General features: G+C 71.7%; 14 protein-coding genes. 7 read left to right on the forward strand and 7 right to left on the reverse strand.

Features of this window, described 5'->3' with window-relative positions; all coding sequences use genetic code 11:
- Positions 1-114: 114 nt before the first annotated feature.
- The 3 genes from AB0K00_RS48755 to AB0K00_RS48765 are packed head-to-tail and all read right to left on the reverse strand — an operon-like array spanning position 115 to position 3,073.
- The gene (locus AB0K00_RS48755; protein WP_363537046.1) at positions 115-1,479 is read right to left on the reverse strand and encodes a DUF998 domain-containing protein; all 1,365 of its coding nucleotides are present in this window, start codon (positions 1,477-1,479) and stop codon (positions 115-117) included.
- Positions 1,476-2,246 carry a hypothetical protein gene (locus AB0K00_RS48760; RefSeq protein ID WP_363537049.1) on the reverse strand — a complete coding sequence of 257 codons (771 nt, stop codon included), beginning with the start codon at positions 2,244-2,246 and terminating at the stop codon, positions 1,476-1,478. The genes AB0K00_RS48755 and AB0K00_RS48760 overlap by 4 nt, the downstream gene beginning before the upstream one ends.
- Positions 2,247-2,287: 41 nt before the next feature.
- The gene (locus AB0K00_RS48765; protein ID WP_363537052.1) at positions 2,288-3,073 is read right to left on the reverse strand and encodes a hypothetical protein; all 786 of its coding nucleotides are present in this window, start codon (positions 3,071-3,073) and stop codon (positions 2,288-2,290) included.
- 140 nt (positions 3,074-3,213) lie between these two features.
- Between AB0K00_RS48765 and nhaA the strand changes: the two genes are divergently transcribed.
- The 3 genes from nhaA to AB0K00_RS48780 all read left to right on the forward strand — a co-directional run bounded on the left by nhaA (position 3,214) and on the right by AB0K00_RS48780 (position 6,026).
- Positions 3,214-4,410: a Na+/H+ antiporter NhaA gene (gene nhaA / locus AB0K00_RS48770; protein WP_363537055.1), complete on the forward strand. Its 1,197-nt coding sequence runs from the start codon at positions 3,214-3,216 to the stop codon at positions 4,408-4,410.
- 256 nt (positions 4,411-4,666) lie between these two features.
- Positions 4,667-5,626 carry a sodium:calcium antiporter gene (locus tag AB0K00_RS48775; protein WP_363537058.1) on the forward strand — a complete coding sequence of 320 codons (960 nt, stop codon included), beginning with the start codon at positions 4,667-4,669 and terminating at the stop codon, positions 5,624-5,626.
- A 46-nt stretch (positions 5,627-5,672) separates the two neighbouring features.
- On the forward strand, positions 5,673-6,026 hold the full coding sequence (locus tag AB0K00_RS48780; protein ID WP_363537198.1) for an STAS domain-containing protein: 354 nt from the start codon (positions 5,673-5,675) through the stop codon (positions 6,024-6,026).
- 15 nt (positions 6,027-6,041) lie between these two features.
- On the opposite strand, the gene AB0K00_RS48785 is transcribed toward AB0K00_RS48780, so the two are convergent.
- The 3 genes from AB0K00_RS48785 to AB0K00_RS48795 form a co-directional block, all read right to left on the reverse strand.
- Positions 6,042-6,821 (reverse strand): hypothetical protein, encoded by a 780-nt coding sequence (locus tag AB0K00_RS48785; RefSeq protein WP_363537061.1) that lies wholly within the window; start codon positions 6,819-6,821, stop codon positions 6,042-6,044.
- Positions 6,822-7,149: 328 nt separating this feature from the next.
- Entirely contained in the window at positions 7,150-7,809 is a 660-nt protein-coding gene (locus AB0K00_RS48790) for a hypothetical protein (protein ID WP_363537064.1), read from the reverse strand.
- 121 nt (positions 7,810-7,930) lie between these two features.
- The gene (locus tag AB0K00_RS48795; protein WP_363537067.1) at positions 7,931-9,217 is read right to left on the reverse strand and encodes a citrate synthase; all 1,287 of its coding nucleotides are present in this window, start codon (positions 9,215-9,217) and stop codon (positions 7,931-7,933) included.
- A gap of 294 nt (positions 9,218-9,511) precedes the next feature.
- On the opposite strand from AB0K00_RS48795, the gene AB0K00_RS48800 reads away from it, so the two are divergent.
- Together AB0K00_RS48800 and AB0K00_RS48805 are read left to right on the forward strand one after the other, a co-directional pair.
- Positions 9,512-9,985: a hypothetical protein gene (locus AB0K00_RS48800; RefSeq protein ID WP_363537070.1), complete on the forward strand. Its 474-nt coding sequence runs from the start codon at positions 9,512-9,514 to the stop codon at positions 9,983-9,985.
- A gap of 4 nt (positions 9,986-9,989) precedes the next feature.
- The gene (locus AB0K00_RS48805; RefSeq protein ID WP_363537073.1) at positions 9,990-10,640 is read left to right on the forward strand and encodes a class F sortase; all 651 of its coding nucleotides are present in this window, start codon (positions 9,990-9,992) and stop codon (positions 10,638-10,640) included.
- Here the strand turns inward: AB0K00_RS48805 and AB0K00_RS48810 are convergent.
- Positions 10,609-11,715 carry a hypothetical protein gene (locus AB0K00_RS48810; RefSeq protein WP_363537076.1) on the reverse strand — a complete coding sequence of 369 codons (1,107 nt, stop codon included), beginning with the start codon at positions 11,713-11,715 and terminating at the stop codon, positions 10,609-10,611. The two genes, AB0K00_RS48805 and AB0K00_RS48810, sit on opposite strands and share 32 nt — an antisense overlap.
- 314 nt (positions 11,716-12,029) lie before the next feature.
- Between AB0K00_RS48810 and ung the strand changes: the two genes are divergently transcribed.
- Complete coding sequence (gene ung, locus AB0K00_RS48815; protein ID WP_363537079.1) at positions 12,030-12,704, forward strand: uracil-DNA glycosylase; 675 nt, start codon at positions 12,030-12,032, stop codon at positions 12,702-12,704.
- Positions 12,705-12,710: 6 nt separating this feature from the next.
- Positions 12,711-14,012: a DUF5931 domain-containing protein gene (locus AB0K00_RS48820; protein ID WP_363537082.1), complete on the forward strand. Its 1,302-nt coding sequence runs from the start codon at positions 12,711-12,713 to the stop codon at positions 14,010-14,012.
- The last annotated feature ends 282 nt before the right edge of the window (positions 14,013-14,294 follow it).

Consider the following 14,294-nt stretch of genomic DNA (forward strand, 5'->3'; position numbering starts at 1 on the left):
CGGAAGATCGACGACAGCAGCTCGCGCGATCCCGGCGCGGCCTCCAATGCCACCAGGTCCCGGTCCAACTGGTCCAGGTTCTCGTGCGACTCCACGAGAAACTCCTGAACGATGTCACCCATGTCGTCGCTCACTGCCACGCTCCCCTTCTCCGACGGCCCAATCGACCGTCGGAGCGGGAACCTGAGCAAACCGGTCAGCGCGCAGCAGCCATATCGCGGCGCCGAACATCCACAGCGTCCAGGCGGCGTCGAAGGCACGTCCGGCAAGCCCCTTCCACGCCGGGGAGGCGGCGAAGGCGGCGCCGAAGCTCACCAGTACCACAGCGAATGGCACCGCCAGGAACCGCGGTCCGGCCCTGGTCAGCAGCGCGAGGGCCGCGATCAGCAGCACGAAGGTCGGCACCAGCGCGATCTCCCGGACGGTGCCGGGGACGGTGCGTTCGCCGGTGGCGGTGTCGTCCTGCCCGAAGACGGCGGACAGGAACGCGCCGCCGGAGGCGACGGCAAGCAGCACTCCCCCGATGCGGCTCACGGCCCGCAGGGCGAGGCCGAGGCACAGCGCACCAGTGCCGAGGGCCAGGTAGGCGCCGACCATGAGGCCGCCGTAGGGCCCGTGGGCGTATTCGCCGACCCACCGGGCCCGCACATCGAGGTCGGGCCGCAGCGCGGGCAGGGCGGCGAGCGCGACGAGGAACAGCCCGACCCCGGTGGCACCGGCGACGGCCAGCCCGCGGGTCGTGCCGTGCCGGCGGATGAGCAGCGTGCCGCAGATGGTCGCGAGCGCGAGCAGGTCCAGCAGCTGGACGAGCAGTCCGCCGCTCATGGTGTACGGGTAACGCGACAGCTGGATCCACAGGATCGCGGGCAGCGTCAGCAGCCACAGCCCAGCGAGGCGCCAGTCCCGGCCCTTGCCGGTGAGCCACAGCAGGGTGGCGAGGCCGAGGGCCCAGCCGGCGTAGACGCGCACGAGGACGGGTGGCAGCGGCGCCAGGACCATCGGCACGAAGAACAGGAACGTCCAGACCGACCCGAGGATCACCGCGTTGCCCATGAACAGGTTCGCGGCCCAGGTGGGCAGCGAGTCGGTCACGGGGACCGTGGGGCGGCGTTCCTGCCACACCCACAGGGCAAGCAGGGTCGGCGGTGGCAGGAGGTAGCTGATGAACCACAGCCAGAACGCCACGGTGCCGTGGGTGAACACCGGCCAGTGCAGGAAGGTGGCGAGCAGCATCACGGACGTGAGGACCCCGGCGGCCGCGACGACCGGGCGGACCTGGGTCCAGTGGCGGGCGAAGAGCGCGGCGGCGAGCATGACGGCGACGGAGCCGTAGCAGGCGCCGAGGACCGAGGCGGCGGCCGGCGACGCGATCGGCCAGGCGAAGTTGGTGGCGGTGGCGGCCGGGTCGAGGAGCACCGCGGACGCGCCGAAGAGGCCGAACAGCAGTTCGACCGCGATCCAGATCCTGACGAGTCTCATGACACGCGCGCTCTCCGCCGGGGGAAGCCGGCGATCGTGCCGGCGGTGAGCCCGGCGAACACCACGGCGAACCCGATGAACCACACGGCGGTGGCGGTGCCCGGCCGGAACAGGTCGAGCCGCAGCGCGGACACGACGAGGACGGTGCCGGCGAACAGCGCCGAGGCGGGCAGGACGATCGCGAGGTCGTCGAACGGGCGGCGGGCCGCCAGCAGGAACCCGACGCCGAACGCGGCGAGCGGCGGCGCGTAGATGTGCAGGACGAACTCCTGCGCCGCCCAGGGCCACGCGGGCGGGTCCACGACGAGCAGCACGGCGACGGCGCTGAGGAGCGCGCCGGTGACGCCGAGGAAGCCGCGCAGCCATCGTGGGGCCGGCGGTCCCGCGGTGACCGGGGTCCGGCGGTGCTCCCACAGACGCCAGACCTCGGTCACCGGCAGCACCGTGTAGGCGACCAGCCAGATGACCACCGTTGTGCCGGTGTGCTGGATGCGGTCCCAGTGCACGAACAGGACCACCAGCAGGCCGCCGGTCCACACGGCGATCATCGGTACCACGACCGCCTGGCGGGACCAGGTGGCGCTGCGTGCCATCGCGGCCATGAACACGGCCCCGGAAAGGTAGAACGCGCCGATCACCTGGGCGTGCAGCGGCGGCAGGTGCCATGGCACGGCGAGCTCGACCGACCGCGGGAACAGCAGCCCGACGACGGCCACCCAGCCGGCGAGCAGCACCCCGCCCACGTACACCAGTCGATTCGCCCTCACGACCGGAGTTCACGCACCGGGCGGCGGACCGGTTCTGTCGGCTATTGGCGGGCGCTGGTGCGTTTCAGCTCGACGATCATGTCTGGGGTCGTCAGGCTCATCGCGACGCTGCCGCAGTTGAGCATCCGCGGCGGGATGTTGCGCGCCTCGAGCTTGGCGGTGTAGTCCTGCTTGCCGTTGCGGAACAGCGTCTCGGTGCCGTCCGGCCGCGGGTTGCTGTAGACGACCTGCCCGTTCTCGACGTGGTAGGCGTACACGATGATCCCGGTGAACACGAACTCGTAGGTGGTGGCGCCGTTGGCGCCGGACATGCGGACGCCCGAGCCGTAGTCGAAGACGACCCGGCCGCCGTCGTTGTAGCGGTGATACGTGCCGCTGCCGTGGAACGGGAAGACGCCGGTGTTGAGGATCGCGATGTTCTCGTCGTGCCGCTCCTCCAGCCACACGCCGACGATGCAGGTGTCCGCCGACGGTGACGGGCTGGCCGTCCCGCTCGGACTCGGACTCGGACTCGGGCTGAGACTGGGGCCGGCGCTGGCGCTGGGGCTGGCGTCGGGGGTGGCGGTCGCGCTCGGCGCGGCGGTGGTCGCGGCCGCGGCGGGGCGCTCCGCGGCGGTGTCGGCGGCGGGCCGGTCGCCGCCGGTGGCCGCGTAGACGATCACGGCGGTGATGAGCAGGACCGCGACCACGACGAAGACGATGCCGGGGATCAGCAGCGGGTTACGCTGGACCGGAGGCGGCCCCGCGGGCGCCCCGACGTAGAGCCGGCAGCGCAGGCACAGTCCTTGCGCGTCGACGCCGATCGCGCCGCATCTCGGGCACCGCACCCGGACACGGTACCGTGCCCGCCGCCCCCCACGACAGTCCACAGTGGAATGAGTCCCTGGTGGGGTAGCATTCGCCGCAGGTGCGCCGGGAAGTCTGGTCGGCAGGACAGGATGAGTCTGCCTGCTGGAGGAGGCCCGGGATGGCACGTGGCACCGCACGCCGGATCGACATGCTGCTGGAGTTCCTCCGCCTGGAGACGACCGGTGGCCGGCTGCTCCTCCTCGCGACCGGGGTCGCCCTGCTGTGGGCCAACCTGCCCGGCGGCAGCTATGAGCAGTTCTGGTCCCTGCGACCGCCGTCATCGGCCGTGCTGGACGCGCTGCACCTGGACCTGCCGCTCGCGGCCTGGGTCACCGACGGGCTGCTGACCGTCTTCTTCTTCGTGGCCGGCCTGGAGGTCAAGCGGGAGCTGACCGTGGGTGAGCTCGCCGGCTGGCGGGCCGCGGCCCTGCCGGTCGTGGCGGCGCTCGGCGGCATGGTGGTGCCGGCGGTCGTCGCGATCGCGGTGTCCGGCGGCGCGGCGGTGCACGGCGGGGCGTGGGCGATCCCGGTCGCCACGGACATCGCGTTCGCGTTGGGGGTGCTCGCGCTCGCCGGCTCGACGCTGCCGTCGGGGGTGCGGGTGCTGCTGCTGTCCCTGGCCGTCATCGACGACCTCGGCGCGATCGCCCTCGTCGGGGTGCTGTTCGCGCACGACGTCCGGCTGTGGTGGCTCGCCGGCGGTCTCGTGCTGTGCCTGGTGTACGGGCTGCTGCACCGCCTGCGCTGGGCGCCCGCGTGGCTGGTCGTGCCGATCGCGGTCGGGGCGTGGGTGCTGGTGCACGGCGGCGGCGTCCACGCCACCGTGACGGGCATCATGCTCGGGTTGCTGACGCCGGTGCGCACCCGGGACGGCGAAGACGAATCGGCCTGCGACCGCCTCCTGCACCGGCTCCACCCCGTGTCCGCCGGCGTAGTGGTGCCGATCTTCGCGCTCGCCGCGGCCGGCATCCCCCTCGCCGCGGCCGGCGACGCGCTCGGCGACCCGGTCGCGCGGGGTGCCGCCGTCGCGCTCCTGGTCGGCAAGCCCGCGGGCATCATGCTCGGCTCGTGGCTGGCGGTGCGCACCCGGCTCGGCGCGCTCCCGCCGGACGTCGGCTGGGGCGACGTGCTGCCGGTGGCGGTGCTCGGCGGGGTCGGCTACACGGTGAGCCTGCTGATCGCCCGGCTGTCGGTGCCGGGTGCCGGGTCGGACACCGCTGCGGCCGCGGTGCTGTGCGCGTCGGTGATCGCGGCGGTGCTGGCCACGGTGCTGGTCCGGCGGCGGGGCAGCGCCCGCTCCGGCGGGGACCGGTGAGGCGCGGAAAGGTCCGGACATGGTGAGACCGGCATCCACGGGGGAAGACGCCGGTCTCGTTGAAAACGATAAGGCTCGACGCGCCTTTCCGCCACCCGTGCGCGGGGGGAATCCACCGGAACCGGTTACGGATCGGCGGGCGCGACACGGGACGGTATCGTGTCGGTCCGCCGGGCCGGCAGTTCGTGGCCCGGTTGTTCCGCGGTCTGGCACTTCCGCGGGTCTGGCACTTCCGTGGTCCTGACATTGGAGACTGATGTCGACGCTGCTCGTCGTCGGGCTCGGCCTGGTCGGGTTGGCGCTGCTGACCGTCGGCGCCGATCAGGCGGTGGTGGGCGCGAGCCGGCTCGCGACGCTGCTGCGGGTCGCGCCGGTCATCGTCGGCGTCGTCGTGATCGGGCTGGGCACCAGCGCCCCGGAGTTCGTGGTGTCCGGCACCGCGGCAGTCCGCGACAACGCCGGCCTGGCGCTGGGCAACCTCGTCGGCTCCAACATCCTTAACGTGACCCTGGTCCTGGGGGTCGTCGCGGTCGTGTCGCCGGTGATGGTGCGCTCCTCGGTGCCGGTCCGCGAGGCGCCGCTGATGGCGGCCGCGGTCGCGGTGTTCGGCGCGTTCGCGCTGGTCGGCCTGAAGTTCGTGGCCGGGTTGCTCCTCGCCGTGCTCAGCGTCGGCGCGCTCGTGCTGCTGGTGCGGTTGTCGCGGGTACAGGACGGCGACCCGCTGCCCGATGACGTCGCCGCCTTCGTCTCGCCGAATCGGCGCCGCTGGTGGGTCGAGGCGCTGCGGACCGTCCTGGGGCTCGCCGCGACCCTCGGTGGCGCGCAGCTGCTGGTCGCCAACTCGGTCACGCTCGCGCACCGGTGGGGCGTCAGCGACCAGGTCATCGGCTTCACCCTGGTCGCGTTCGGCACGTCACTGCCGGAGCTGATGACGTCGGTGCAGGCGCAGCGGCGCGGCGAGGGCGACCTGATGGTCGGCAACCTGCTGGGCAGCAACATCTTCAACAGCCTGATCGGCGGCGCGGTCGTCGGCCTGGCCGCGGGCGGGAACACCATCGCGCCGTTCGGCTTCGCCGCGGTCACCGCGATGGTGTTCGCCGCGATCCTCGCCTGGCTCCTGCTGTGGCGCGGCAGCAGAATCACCCGCCCGGAGGCTTGCGTCCTGCTGGCCGCGTATGTGTGTGTCTTACCACTGCTCATCTCGGCCAACCCGTGAGTTTCCGGTTCTGCTGACTGGGTACGCGACCTCAATGGGCGACGCGATGGTCCGGACACACCGCTCCGGAGACGTACTTGTGGTGGAAGTGTTAGGTCCCCTGGAAGCCGCTACGGTCGGTGCGCTGCGATCGGTGGTGCTCGACACGATCGAGGCTCAGCGCCCGGCGATGCTCACCGTCGACCTGCGGCGGGTGCCGTTCATGGATTCGATCGGCATCGGCACGCTGGTCGCGATCAACAACAAGACCCGTGACGTCGGCGGCCGGATGGAGGTCCGCAGCCCGTCGCCGTTCGTGCACCGGCTGCTGCAGGTGACCGGGCTGACGGAGCTGTTCGGCCTGCCGGACCTCCCGGTCGACGCGCCCGTCTCGGGCGCCGGCATGATCCTTCCCTCTTGATCGCCTTCTGACGACTCAGTAGCGGTCCACGACGACGCTGGAAACGCCGGCGGTGTTGTCGATCTCGACCTTGTCGTTCCCGGCGGTGTCCCCGCTCTGGAACGCGGCCCCGCCGGCGACCCCGTCGTGGCGGGTGCCGTCGATGGTGACGTTGCCGGCGCCGCCGCCGGCAACGACCCGGACCGGCCGGCCCTGCGGCAGGTGGATCCGGAAGGTGCTGGCGCCGCCGCTCATCCGCACCGGGACGACACCCTTGGCGGCTGGCAGGCTGAGCTCGATGGCCGAGACGCCGCCGATGTACTCGACACCGCCGATCTCGCGCAGCCCGCGCAGGTCGGCGGTGTTGCTCGTGGCGCCGGCGGTGAACCGGACGGTCCAGCGCACGTCGCGGTTGAGCTCGACGGCGACGACGCCCTTGTCGGCGGCGCCGTTGCCCGTGTCGTTGAGCTGGACGCCGACCCGGCCGTCGAGGTCGGTGACGCTGGGGACCATGCGGCCGCCGTCGGGGGTGCGGACGCGGTAGAGCACGTCGCCGAGGTCCGCGGCGGTGACCGTGACGGCGGTGACGCCGCTGAGCAGCTCCAGGGTCGCCTCGTCGCGCCCGGCCACCGCCGCGGTGACGGTGTGTGACGCGCGGTCGACGGAGGCGTGCCGGACCCGCCACACGGCGACGATGACCGCCGCCGCCACGAGAACGGCGAGCAGGATCAGGCCGCCGATGAGCAGCACGGTGCGTGGGGGCGGACCGGCGGCGTGCGCGGGGGCCGTGGCGCGCGGGCGAACGGTGGTCACCATGTCGATGTGGTCTCCGCATGCACGGTCATCGAAACGCGTAACGCTGGCGCCGACCGGCGAGGATTCAAGACCGGGGCCGCCGCCACGGGGGAAGCGGCGGCCCCGGCGTCCTTGGGATGCAACGCAATGTACTCCCAACGTGAGCCACTGCACAGCCCCCAAACCGTGCCGTCTTACCGGTGTCCGGGGAACCGTCCTATGTAGAGCATCCGACCGACGCAACCGCACAGATTCGCACAACATCAGGCTTACAGCGTCAGTTTGTGCGGTACGGCGTCGCGGCGCCTTCAGCCTCGATTTCGGCTTCGGCTTCGGCTTGGGTGCGGCTTCAGTTGAGGGCGGCGGCGCGGCGGCCGACCTCGGCCGGGGTCAGCAGTTCGCCGTCGAGGACCACGGCCCAGAAGGCGGTGAGGGGGATCCGCTCGAACAGCGGCGAACCGAGCCCGTCGAACACCCGCTCCGGCACGAGCTTCAGCGACGTGGTGACGACGACCGTGGGGATGCCCTGGGCGAGGTTGAGCGTGCCCTTGATGTTGAGCACGCGGGTGGGGCTGATCGCGTCGGCCCCGGCCAGGCCCGTCACCGGCTGGAGTCCCTCGGTGCCGGGCGCGTCGACGGTGCCGGCGGGCAGCTGCGCGGCGACGGCCTTCACCAGCGCGCTGCTCGGCGCGGTGCGGGCCCACCCGCCGCGCTGGTGCAACAGGCGGGTCGCGGTGGCGACGCTCGCTTCGACGTCACGATCGAGCTGCTCCCGGATCGCGCGCAGGGCCGGCCCAGGGTCGTCGCTGTTGGCGGCACGGGCGATGTGCCACATCGACGCGTACCCCGGCAACAGCCCAGGCAAGGGCGCCACGACCTCACGCAGGGTGACGGGATCGTGGACGAACTCGGCCAGGCCGTCGAGCACCTGCCGGGCCACCCCGGTTGCTCCGGACGTCCGGTCCTGCACTGCCGCGGTGAGTAGCGGCGACAACGTTGGCGCGCTCATGAAAACCGGTCTCCCCTGTCGAAAACGGACAACGACCCCAGATGGACCTCATGTATGAGACAGCCGGGGTCGATCTCCGTCAAGGTACAAACGAGCAAGAACCGGTTGACGCTGCGGGTCTTTACCGGGCAGCAATCGGCGCGTAATCCCGTGCGCCGTACCCGATGTACACCTGACGCGGACGGCCGATCTTCGTCTCGGGGTCGTTGATCATCTCACGCCACTGCGCGATCCAGCCGGGCAGGCGGCCCAGCGCGAACAGGACGGTGAACATCGTCGTCGGGAAGCCCATCGCCTTGTAGATCAGGCCGGTGTAGAAGTCGACGTTCGGATACAGCTTCCGGGAGACGAAGTACTCGTCCGACAGCGCGATCTCCTCGAGCTGCATCGCCAGGTCCAGCAGCGGGTCGGGCTTCGCCATCCGGCCGAGGACCTCCTGCGCGGCCTTCTTCACCAGCGCCGCGCGCGGGTCGTAGTTCTTGTACACACGGTGACCGAAGCCCATCAGACGGGTCGCGGTGTCCTTCTTGTCCTTGACCCGGCTGACGAACTTGGCGACATCGCCGCCGTCCTCGCGGATCACCTGGAGCATCTCCAGGACCGCCTGGTTGGCGCCGCCGTGCAGCGGGCCGAACAGCGCGTTGACGCCGGCGGAGACGGAGGCGAAGAGGTTCGCCTGGCTGGAGCCGACGAGCCGGACCGTGGAGGTCGAGCAGTTCTGCTCGTGATCGGCGTGCAGCAGCAGGAGCATGTCGAGGACCTTGACCGCGACCGGGTCGATCTCATACGGGGTGGCCGGGACCCCGAACGTCATCCGCAGGAAGTTCTCGACGTAGCCGAGGGAGTTGTCCGGGTACAGCATCGGCTGCCCGATCGCCTTCTTGTAGGCGTAGGACGCGATGGTGGGTACCTTCGCCATCAGCCGGATCGTGGAGATCTCGACCTGCTCCTGGTCGAACGGGTTGAGGCTGTCCTGGTAGAACGTGGACAGCGCACTCACGGCGGAGGACAGCACCGCCATCGGGTGCGCGTCGCGCGGGAAGCCGTCGAAGAAGCGGCGCATCTCCTCGTGCAGCAGCGTGTGGTGCTGAATCCGGCCGGTGAAGTCCTCCAGCTCGGCCGGCGTCGGCAGCTCGCCGTGGATCAGCAGGTAGGAGCTCTCCAGGAACGTGGAGCGCTCGGCGAGCTGCTCGATCGGGTAGCCCCGGTACCGCAGGATGCCCGCGTCGCCGTCGATGTACGTGATCGACGATACGCAGGAGGCGGTGTTGACGAATCCGGTGTCGAGCGTGACCTGACCGGTGTCCTTGAGCAGTTTGCCGATCTCGAGACCCGCGGGCCCTTCGGTTGCCTTGCGTGCCGGCAGGTCGAGCTCGCCGTCCGGGTAGGTGATCTTGTACTCACTCATGCGCGTCGTTCCCGTCTCGTCCCGCAGTCCGGCTTCTGGCCGCGGCCGCCATTGCCCGCGACCGGCGCTTATGGCGCCGACGCGCAGGATTTCAGACGCGCAGCCCGCACCACCAGGCGGGGCGCTCACGTGCGATATTTCCTACTCGTTACCTCATCCTCGCACCGGAGGAAGTACGGGACCAACCCGGCGTTTCTGGAAACTCTCAAGGTTGCTGGGTGACCTCAGTGTCATCGTCCCACTCCTCCGCGGAAGGTGTTCGGCGATCACCCCGGTACGGCGGCAAATGGGAGCATGCGAAGAATCCTGCTGTCCGGCGCCATGCTCGCCGGCACGACGGCCGCGCTCGCCTTCCCCGGCGTCGCGTCGGCCGAGGGCGCCGGCGCTGTCACCCCGGAGACGGTGAAACCGGGCGGGCGGGTCACGTTCAGCACCGTCTGCGCCGAGGGTGTGAAGTCCGCCGACGTCGCCGGGACCACGCTCGGGCTGGCGGCTCGCATCCCGATGGAGGCCGGCAAGTCGCCCGGCACGTTCTCCGTCGCGGTCGACATCCCTACGACGACCAGCGCCGGCACGTACAACGTCAGCATCGACTGCGCCGACGGCAGCTCGTCGGTGGTCCAGCTGGTGGTCTCGCCGACCGGCGGGGTGCCGACCGGCGGCGGCTCGACCGCGCAGGCCCCCAACCGCACCCTCATGGCCGCCGGCGGAGGGCTGCTCCTGGTCGGCGCGGCGGGCGCGCTGGCGCTGCGCCGCCGCACGGTGTGACGGCGTGAGGCACCGGCCGCGGCACGTGCTCGTCAGGTCCAACGGGACCTGGCGGGGCGGCACCGTGGTCGGCGTCATCACCCTGGCGGTGACGGGGGTTTCGCTCATCGGCGCGGGCTACGGCACGCCGGTCCCGCCGCCCGTCGTGGAGTCCAGTGCCTCGGCCGGGCTGTCCGACGCCTCGGCGGCTCCGGCGTCGCAGCCGGTCGGGTTGACCATCGCCTCCATCGCCGTGAACGCGCCGGTCGAACGCGTCGACGTCGACCGGGACGGCACCCTCGTCCCTCCGTCGCTGCGGGAGGCGTCCCAGGTCGGCTGGTACGAACGGGGGCCGACGCCCGGGGAGGCCGGCAACGCGGTGATCGTCGGGCACGTCGACACCATCAACAGCGGCCCGGCGGTGTTCTACCGGCTCGGCAAGCTCAAACCGGACGACCGGATCGCGGTGACCCGGCGCGACCGCTCGACGGTCACGTTCAGGGTCGACGGGGTGCGCCTGTACCCGAAGCACGAGTTCCCGGCCGACCTGGTCTACGGCCCCGCCAGCCGGGCGCAGCTGCGCCTGATCACCTGCGGCGGCACCTTCAACCGGGCGACCAGCACCTACGCGGGCAACACCGTGATCACCGCGACGATGGTGTCGTGGCAGCCGTGAGCTGGTCCAGGGTGACGGAGTGGATCCGGGCGGCCGGCACCGACCGCTGCATGAGCATGTTGCGCATGACCCCGACCGCGAGAGGAGTGCCGCACAGGTAGACGTCGTGGGAGGTCCACTCGGCGAAGTCGACGACCACCTGCGGCAGCGACCCGCTCAGGTACGGGTGGGACGGCCCCCTCGCCACGACCGGATGCACGGTCGCGTGGGCGCACTGGGCGGCGTGGGCCCGAAGGGACTCCAGGTCGTACAGGTCGTCACGGGTCGACACGCCCCAGAACAGGTGCACGACCCGGTCGTCGAGGCGCGCGGCCAACTCGTCCAGCAGCGCCTTCACCGGGGCGACGTGCACGTCCTCGGCGACGATGAGGATCGCCCGGCCGTGCTTCTCGATGACGAACTCGCCCTCGGCCCGGTGCAGCCGCACCGCGTCGCCGACCCGGGTGCCGTGCACCAGCGCGCCGGTCGCGTCGTCGCTCGGCGTGGCCTGCACGTGCAGTTCGAGGCGGTTGTCGCCGGTCGGCGGCGCGGAGATCCAGCAGGCCCGCCACGCGCCGGGCACCATCGGATGCTCCACGACGGCCCGCTGCCCCGCGCGCGCCGGGTACGGCAGGTCGGTGGCCAGCCGCAGCACCGCCACGTCATCGCGGCGCTGGTCGTGCGCCAGGACGGTGGCCGTCCAGAACGGGGTCTCGTCCTGCTGCAGCGACTTGCCCTGCCGGAGCCAGCCGACGACGAAGCGCCAGCCGTCGCGCCACGTACCGGCGTCCTCGTCGCTCCAGGACTGTTTGGAGGTTTCGCGGACCGCCTCGACCAGGGCCTCGCCGAACAGGTCCAGCTGGCGGCTGCGCGGGCCGATCAGCGCGTCGAGCGCGGGGGCCAGCTGCGCGAACTGCGGCACGACGGCGCTCGGCTGGTCGAAGTGCTCCAGCAGCCAGGCGAACCCGCGCTCGGCGGCCGAGGGGTCGGCGGCGATCGCGCTGTGCAGGACGGTGCGCTGCTCCGCGGGCACGTCGGCGAGGCGCGCCACGACGGCCCGCACGTCGCGGAGACTTTCCCGCAGGCGCTGCTGCAACTGCGTCAGATAGCCCTGATCGCCGGGTTTCGGCCCGTCCGCTGGACCGTCCTGTGCAAGACTGTTCTTCGGCTGATCTTGCTCGCGCCGAGGCCTGGGTGACGCCCGTTGGCCGGTCTGCTCCAACTGGGCCTGCCTCCACGCCCAGAGCACCGTCAACGGTTCGCCGCCCTGCCCGACCGGTCCTACCTGCGCCACACCTCCAGTCTCCCGGGTTCCGCGCGGCAATGTAGCCAATTCCGACATACCCCCGCGTTTTGCACGGGGTTGTCCTTGTGCTGGTTTTGTCGCACCTCTTTCGTAGAGTGCGGTGCATGTCGTTGGATTTGCTCGAGCTGCTCCCCGCCGGCTGGCGGGACATGATGAAACCGCACCTGGATCTCGAGATCGTGCAGAAGCTCGAGGCGTTCGTGGAGGCGGAATATGCGGCCGGCCCGGTCTATCCCCCGCTGCCGGACCTGTTCACCGCCTTCCGGCTCTGCTCGCCGGAGGCCGCACGGGTGCTGATCCTCGGCCAGGACCCCTATTTCAAAGAGGGCCAGGCACACGGGCTGAGCTTCTCGGTGCGCCCCGGGGTGCCCATCCCGCCGTCCCTGCGCAACGTCTACAAGGAGCTCCGCGACGACCTCGGCGTCACCCCACCCAGCAACGGTGACCTCACCGGCTGGGCGAGCGACGGCGTCCTGCTGCTCAACGCGGTCCTCACCGTCCGCGCCGGCAAGGCCGCCTCCCACGCCAACAAGGGCTGGGAGCACTTCACCGACGCCGCGATCGCCGCGCTCAACGCGATGCCCCGCCGGGTCGTGTTCGTCCTGTGGGGCAGCTATGCCCGCAAGAAGGCCGTCCTGGTCACCAACCCCCAACACAAGATCATCGAGGCGGGCCACCCCAGCCCGATGAACCCCGCCGGCTTCCTCGGCTCCAAGCCCTTCAGCCAGACCGACGCCGCCCTCGTCGAGGCCGGCCTACCCCCGGTCCGCTGGGTCTGACCCACCGTGAAGGCCCTCGAGGGACCCCTGTGGCGAGCGCTGCTGGTCTTCCGCATCGCCGCGCTCGGTTATGCCGCGGTGCTGATGATCGGCAACTTCCAGCACTACCACTGGCCCCTCGGCGGCTGGCTCATCCTGTCCGTCATGGCCGCCTGGACGGTGGTGAGCAGCCTCGCCTATGCGCGCCCCGAGCGCCGCGGCTGGCCGCTGCTCACCGCCGACCTGGCCGTCACCGCCGGCTGCCTGCTCGCCACCCGCTGGATCGTCCAGCCCGACGGCCTCGGCGTTGGCGCGCCCACCCTGCCGATGGCGTGGGTGGCGAGCCCGGTCGTCGCCTGGGCCATCTCCGGCGGCCGCCGCCGCGGCGCGATCGCCGCGCTGCTGATGAGCGGCGCCGACGTGGTCGTCCGGGCCGGCTTCTCCCAGGCCACCGTCAACGGCCCGGTCCTCATGCTGCTCGCCGGCGTCGGCATCGGCCACATCGCCCGCCTCGCCATCGACGCCGAGGCCCGCCTGCAACGGGCGGCCGAGCTCGAGGCCGCCACCCGCGAGCGCGAGCGCCTCGCCCGCGGCATCCACGACTCCGTCCTGCAGGTCCTCGCCCTCCTGCAACGCCGCGGCGCCGAACTCGGCGGCGAGGCAGCCGAGCTGGGCCGCCTCGCCGGCGAGCAGGAGGCCACGCTGCGGGCACTGGTCAGCTCCAGCGGCCCGACGCCCGCCACGACCCGCCGCCGCCCCTCGTCCCCGTCTGCCCCGGCTTCGGGTCGCCGCTCCTTCCGCCTCCCGGCCAGCCTGTCCCGTTCGCCCTCGACCACGTCGCCCGCCGCACGCGCCGCCCTGGCCCGCGACACCGACCCCCGGGTCACCTCCACGCGCGGCACTGGGTCGCGCGGTGTGCGGGCATCGGCCGACCAGCCGCCTGACCTCGTCGACCTGCGGGCCGTGCTCGACCGCTACGGCGCCATGGGGGTCAGCGTCGCCGCCCCGGCCACCGAGGTCCTGCTGCCGGCCCCGGTCGCCGCTGAAGTCGCCTCCGCCGTCGCCGCCGCCGTCGACAACGTCCACCTCCACGCCGGCCCCGGCGCCAAGGCCTGGCTCCTGATCGAGGAGCTCGACGACACGGTCACCATCACCATCCGCGACAACGGCCCCGGCATCCCTGACGGCCGCCTCACCGAGGCCGAGCGGGCTGGCCGGCTCGGCCTCGCCCAGTCGATCCGCGGCCGCATCCGCGACCTCGGCGGCACGACCACCATCACCAGCAGCCCCACCACCGGCACCGAAATCGAACTCCACATCCCCCGCTGACCCCTGCCCACCATGCTGCACTCAACCTTCGAGCCCAACCTCAGCGCTTCCTCACCGGCATGACCTTCGGCGTCCCGGCGGTGGCCTCGCCGCCGCGAGCTCGCCCGGGACCGCACCCACCGCGGAAAGCACCGACCAGGACCACGACACGCCGGCATACAAGCGGGCACCGCCGAACCACCTGACTCCCCGCTGACCCACGCTCCCCGCACTGCACCGCACCATCACGCACAACCTCGACGGCTCCTTCCCCGGCATGCTCGTCGGCGCGCCCGGCGATCG

The organism is Dactylosporangium sp. NPDC049525 (assembly GCF_040676755.1).
Taxonomy (GTDB): domain Bacteria; phylum Actinomycetota; class Actinomycetes; order Mycobacteriales; family Micromonosporaceae; genus Dactylosporangium.

Coding starts and splice junctions, on each gene's coding strand:
- AB0K00_RS48755 (WP_363537046.1), bottom strand. CDS start 1,479: ATGAGACTCGTCAGGATCTGGATCGCGGTCGAACTGCTGTTCGGCCTC.
- nhaA (WP_363537055.1), top strand. CDS start 3,214: ATGGCACGTGGCACCGCACGCCGGATCGACATGCTGCTGGAGTTCCTC.
- AB0K00_RS48775 (WP_363537058.1), top strand. CDS start 4,667: ATGTCGACGCTGCTCGTCGTCGGGCTCGGCCTGGTCGGGTTGGCGCTG.
- AB0K00_RS48780 (WP_363537198.1), top strand. CDS start 5,673: ATGGTCCGGACACACCGCTCCGGAGACGTACTTGTGGTGGAAGTGTTA.
- AB0K00_RS48785 (WP_363537061.1), bottom strand. CDS start 6,821: ATGGTGACCACCGTTCGCCCGCGCGCCACGGCCCCCGCGCACGCCGCC.
- AB0K00_RS48790 (WP_363537064.1), bottom strand. CDS start 7,809: ATGAGCGCGCCAACGTTGTCGCCGCTACTCACCGCGGCAGTGCAGGAC.
- AB0K00_RS48795 (WP_363537067.1), bottom strand. CDS start 9,217: ATGAGTGAGTACAAGATCACCTACCCGGACGGCGAGCTCGACCTGCCG.
- AB0K00_RS48800 (WP_363537070.1), top strand. CDS start 9,512: ATGCGAAGAATCCTGCTGTCCGGCGCCATGCTCGCCGGCACGACGGCC.
- ung (WP_363537079.1), top strand. CDS start 12,030: ATGTCGTTGGATTTGCTCGAGCTGCTCCCCGCCGGCTGGCGGGACATG.